Raw genomic sequence first — 5,354 nt, forward strand, 5'->3', positions numbered from 1 at the left:
GAAACCAACCATATTTTACCATGAAGGAGGCCTTTTTTGACCCCACGCTAGAAGCTCTACGGAACCCCCGGCGTAGCCGAGGGTTTTCGAAGACCATAAAAAATGAAAAACTCTCCACATCAATGGAGAGTTTTTATATTGCGTAATACTACTCTTTATTCTTCCCATACATAAACCTTGAAAGTACAATTCCTATGAAGCCGAGCAGTACAAACAACATCGCCCTTGTCGCCAAACTGATGAATGCTAAATCAAAGAATATCAATTTCAATAACGTAAACAGGATTAAACCTATCCCTAACAAGCGGGTCTCTTTATGTTGTCTCCTCACTCCGATAAACACGCAACCTAACGCATACAAGGCCCATCCTATTGTAGTGAAGAACACCACTTCGTTGGTCATTCCAGTAACCCATTCTCCAGCCAGATAGGAAATAAATGCAAGATGAATAATCACATTCACTCCAACATAGACCTGCTTCATCACCGTATGCATATGTTTGCTAGTTAATCGATATAAGACAATTAAAGAACTGATAATCACCATCCAATATAACTCTCCAAATGCTATGTTGTAGTAATCCAGCTCCAATAAGAATATAGTGTGGGCCAATAAAGCTGCAACGATATTCACACGGAAGAACATCTCATCTTTTCTTTTTAAGTTGAACAACACTAAGAAATACAACGTTCCAATCAAAATCGCCCATACCATTATATCTTCCCACCAAAGGAGAAAAGGATCACTGATGATGATTAACGCTACAAGATAATAGATGACATATCCAACTATCTGTTGAATCTTAGATTGGAAAGTATATCCGACATAGACAGCGAGCGCACCTTGGATGAGAAACAAGGAGGTGCTGACGTATGGACTATCCACCAAATCCAATATCAACACCGAAATGCCAAATGTTGCAGCGACGGTGGAAATGGAAAATAAATTCGCCTGCTGTTTCCGGTTCGAATGATAAGCAAGCCATCCATAACGGATGGTAGTAAGTAGAACGTAGATCGTGAACAGATAAGCGACATCATGTATTTCAAAACCTATTTTCGCCCAGGTTAGTGTGACAATAAAACCTGAGAATAAAACAGGGAAAGCCCGTAGTTTTTCGATTTTACCCTTCAGCAATGTATAGAATACCACTTCATGCTGAATCAAGATTCCTACTGTCATCAAGAAGATATGGGCACTATCCCAAACATGACTACCAGTAAACAACAACGCTATATAAACGATATGCAAGAATACTGTTGAAACATAAAATAAAATCCGGTATTGGTTACGTACTGCAAACCAAAGTAAAGCGACATAATAAATGAGTTCATACGTAATGACCGACACGACAGTAGCATTTGTACCGCTCCCTGCCACTAAAAATGGAATCAAATATCCGGCTACCGCAAACATCACACCCATCGCCTGCGAACGATGCAGATGGGATAAATAAATCCCGATGGCAACCCAAATAACATTTAACGGAAATGCGACAGCAAGCGGAATCATATCATATAAAATATGCATCGCAAAGGTCGTCACTAATAAGGTGGATATGAAACCGACAAGCAACACTTTTCCTAAAGCGACTCGATCTCGCTTTATTTGTTTATTTCCTATGTAATAAAAGAGGACAGCCACAATAAAACCAATGATAATCCGGTTCGTTTCATTCAGCCACCCAGCATCCACCGCGATTCTGAATCCCCAAACAACTCCCAAAAGCAATACAAAAATAAAAATGCGCGGTAGCCACACTTTTCCAAGTAATGTTTCCCAATCCGTCTGTTCCTTCTTAACTGTTTCCGGCTTCGGAACGGTAGGTTTTTTAGGGATTGATGTGCTTACCGGTTTTATCGGTTGAGGAACTTCTTGATTTGTTAGTATAGGTGGTTTATTTTTTTCCTCTTTTAATTGTTGAACTTCCTTTTCCAACTGGAGAATTCGCGCTTCCAGCTTATCTATTCTTTCATTTTCCATGTCCTTCCCTCCCCCACGGACAAATTCCCTAACTATTACACATTCGACAAAAAGCGGGATTATCCTTCTTTTGGAAATTACTTGTTATGTAGACTTATTAACTAAAAGCTGATGATCTCCAATTTTTCCACTAAGTCGTAAAAAACATAATACCTTCTACCATGTATATTTATGATTTGACGGCACATTCTAACAATATGATTAAGTAAAATTTTGGGAGGAATATAATATTGGAGAATCATCCTGGTAAAGACAAGAAGCAACAGCAATTAGATGATCATCGTGTTCAGCACACCGACAAACCATTAACTACCAATCAAGGCAGGACGATTGCAAATAACAGGGAATTATTAAAAGTAGGTGAACGTGGACCGACGCTACATGAGGATTGGCAGTACTTTGAAAAAATCACTCACTTTGTCCATGAAGAGCAACCTGAACGTGTGGTCCATGCCCGTGGTTACAGTGCACATGGTGAATTTGAATATTACAAATCCATGAAGGACGTGACAAGAGCAAATTTCCTAGGCGAAGCTGGAAAAAAGACGCCGCTAACGATTCGATTTTCAACCGTTCAAGGACCTAAAGGTTCTTATGACACAGCGAGAGATTTACGTTGTCAAGGGGTTAAGTTATACACAGAAGAAGGAAATTATGATTTAACAACCATTGCGATGCCTGTACTCATTAACTTTGACGCCATGAAATTCCCAGATGCGATGCATGCATATCAATCAAAACAGGATGATGATGTCCCTACAGCTACGGGTGCCCACGACAGATTTTGGGATTATGTTGCAAATAATCCTGAAGCGGTTCATATGGTCACTTGGATTATGTCAGACCGAGGGGTTTTACGAAGTTACCGACATATGGAATCATGGTCGATTAATACGTATACCTTTGTGAATGAACAGGGCAAAGCAACTTATGTAAGATTTGTCTGGAAACCTGTTCTCGGTGTGGAATCGTTACTTCAGGAAGAGGCGATTAAAATTGGTGGAATTGATCCTGACTTTCATCGAAAAGATTTACGAGATGCCATCGATCGTGGTGCCTATCCAGAATACGAATTAGGAGTTCAACTTATCCCAGTTGAAGATGAAGATAAATATGATGTTGACATTCTTGACCCAACCAAGTTTTGGCCAGAAGAACTGATTCCAGTACAGATTATCGGTAAGATGACGCTAAACCGCAACATCGAAAATTACCATACGGAATCCGAACAAGTCGCATTTAATCCTGCCAACGTTGTTCCTGGGATTGATTTTTCTAATGATCCCGTATTGCAGGGCAGGTTAGTCGCTTACCACAGTGCACAACTCTATCGGATTGGGCCTAACTTCCAACAATTGCCGATTAATAAACCGGTTTGTCCATTTCATAATAACCAAAGACGTGGACCGATGCGTTATCTAATCGATGTCGATCATGTGAACTACCATCCGAATTCCTTAGCGGATAACACCCCGCATGAAGTGCCTGTTGAAGAAGGTGGCTATGAACATTATCCAAAAGAAGTTGGTGGTCACACTACACGGAAACGGATTGATTCGGTCAATGATTACTTTTCACAGACGAGGATATTTTGGAATAGCTTGACGTCTATTGAGAAAATGCATACCATTGAAGCATTTAGCTATCAACTCGGTAACGTGATGGATGAATCCGTGCGCCAGCAAAATGTGAATTTATTAGCCAATGTCGATGTGGAACTAGCATCCACCGTTGCAGATAACATTGGTGTTGCTTGTCCAACAGGTAGCCATGTACCGGTTTCTGAAAGTTACCCTTCTCTAAGCCAATACCATACACCACCTAGCGCTTATACGAAAAAGGTTGGTGTACTGATTGGCAATGGTTTTAATGATCGGGAAGTCACCGAGGTCCTTGAATTCTTTGACCAGCATAAAGTCTTTTACGATATTATTAGTGAAAGGCTGGGGTACGTCACTGGAGCCAATGGATTAAAAATCAAAGTAAACAAAACGTTCCTCACTTCTGGTCCTTATTTAGTTGACTCCGTTTACGTCGTCGGAGGAAACACCACTAACGAAAAAAGGTTTACAGAAAATGTCACAGAGTTTGTGAACATGGCCTATAAACTATACAAACCGATCGGAATTGCTACCACAGGTCAAGCAATCGTCGCACCACAAGGAACAGATAATTTAGAAGGCGTCATATTAGCAGCAAACAGTCAAAACTTCAAACAAAGTTTTATCACAGCGATTGCACAGTCCCGTTTCTGGAACCGTGACAAAGGAGCCGGCCCCGGATCCTTAGGGATGACAGGAATCACGAAGTAAATACATGAGTTCCAATTGAACACAATAATAGACCCACACCAGTTATAGTCAAAGGTGTGGGTCTTCTTTTACTTGTCCTTTAAAATATTAATCAACCAACGGCCATCACTATCGTATCCAGTAGGATATGTAACTGGAATTAGTGCAGATAGAATGAGCACACCGGTAAAGCCAAAGAAATAGCCATCAAGGAAGTGGTGATGGTCCGTATATAGTTTTATCGCTATCAATAAAAGAATCGTCATTAGATTAAAAATAACTCCTCCAAGCGCTATAAACGCTAATCTGAATTTATTCAGATTAGACGAGTCTATATCGTATCTGCACAGTCCCATGATGAAAAATTGTTTATTAATCTGCACCTTTCCTATTCTGAATAAGTGCTCACCGATACCGATTTCAATCTTTTGTATGGTCCCTCCGTAAATTTTCACAAAAAATGCATGTCCAAGCTCGTGTATGAATACATTTAACGGTTGAAAAATAAAAAATGCAACCGAGTAACCAACGATCGTTAAGCACGCCTATTTCCATTCCTTTCCCCACTACGATAGCAAACATATTCTCTACTCTATATCACAACTCAATCTGGGTATTAGATTGTTCGTATCCTTAGAAGTGCTCTCAGTGCACGAAACGAAGAAAAATTAGAGAGTTCGCGTCCTTAGGAGCACTCTAAGGACATGAACCGAAGATATATTAGATTAGAGTATTCGTGTCCTTAGCTGCACTCTAAGGACATGAACTGAAGAAAAATTAGAGTATTCGTGTCCTTAGCTGCACTCTAAGGACATGAACTGAAGAAATATTAGAGTATTCGTGTCCTTAGCTGCACTCTAAGGACATGAATTGAAGAAAGATTAGAGTATTCGTGTCCTTAGCTGCACTCTAAAGACATGAACCGAAGATATATTAGAGTATTCGTGTTCTTAAAAGCACTCTCATGTACGAATCAAGGGAGTGTAAAATAAACTGTGTAAGTGAGAGAGCGTACGGCTCTTGCTTCGCAGTTTATTTTTTTATTGTTAGAATAAACATATAAGATTGGGAGGTTATTC

At 40.0% G+C, this 5,354-nt stretch carries 3 protein-coding genes; 1 reads left to right on the forward strand and 2 read right to left on the reverse strand.

Going from position 1 to position 5,354, the window contains the following annotated elements; translation table 11 throughout:
* Nucleotides 1-148 precede the first annotated feature (148 nt).
* Nucleotides 149-1,984: a DUF2339 domain-containing protein gene (locus tag ACFSBH_RS12690; RefSeq protein WP_379597831.1), complete on the reverse strand. Its 1,836-nt coding sequence runs from the start codon at nucleotides 1,982-1,984 to the stop codon at nucleotides 149-151.
* 230 nt (nucleotides 1,985-2,214) lie between these two features.
* On the opposite strand from ACFSBH_RS12690, the gene ACFSBH_RS12695 reads away from it, so the two are divergent.
* Nucleotides 2,215-4,296, forward strand: a complete 2,082-nt coding sequence (locus tag ACFSBH_RS12695; RefSeq protein WP_379597833.1) for a catalase — start codon at nucleotides 2,215-2,217, stop codon at nucleotides 4,294-4,296.
* 68 nt (nucleotides 4,297-4,364) lie between these two features.
* On the opposite strand, the gene ACFSBH_RS12700 is transcribed toward ACFSBH_RS12695, so the two are convergent.
* Entirely contained in the window at nucleotides 4,365-4,808 is a 444-nt protein-coding gene (locus ACFSBH_RS12700; RefSeq protein WP_379597835.1) for a site-2 protease family protein, read from the reverse strand.
* Between the last annotated feature and the right edge of the window lie 546 nt (nucleotides 4,809-5,354).

Origin of the sequence: Oceanobacillus luteolus, from assembly GCF_042678205.1 — a bacterium.
In the GTDB taxonomy this organism is placed as follows: Bacteria; Bacillota; Bacilli; order Bacillales; family Amphibacillaceae; genus Oceanobacillus; species Oceanobacillus luteolus.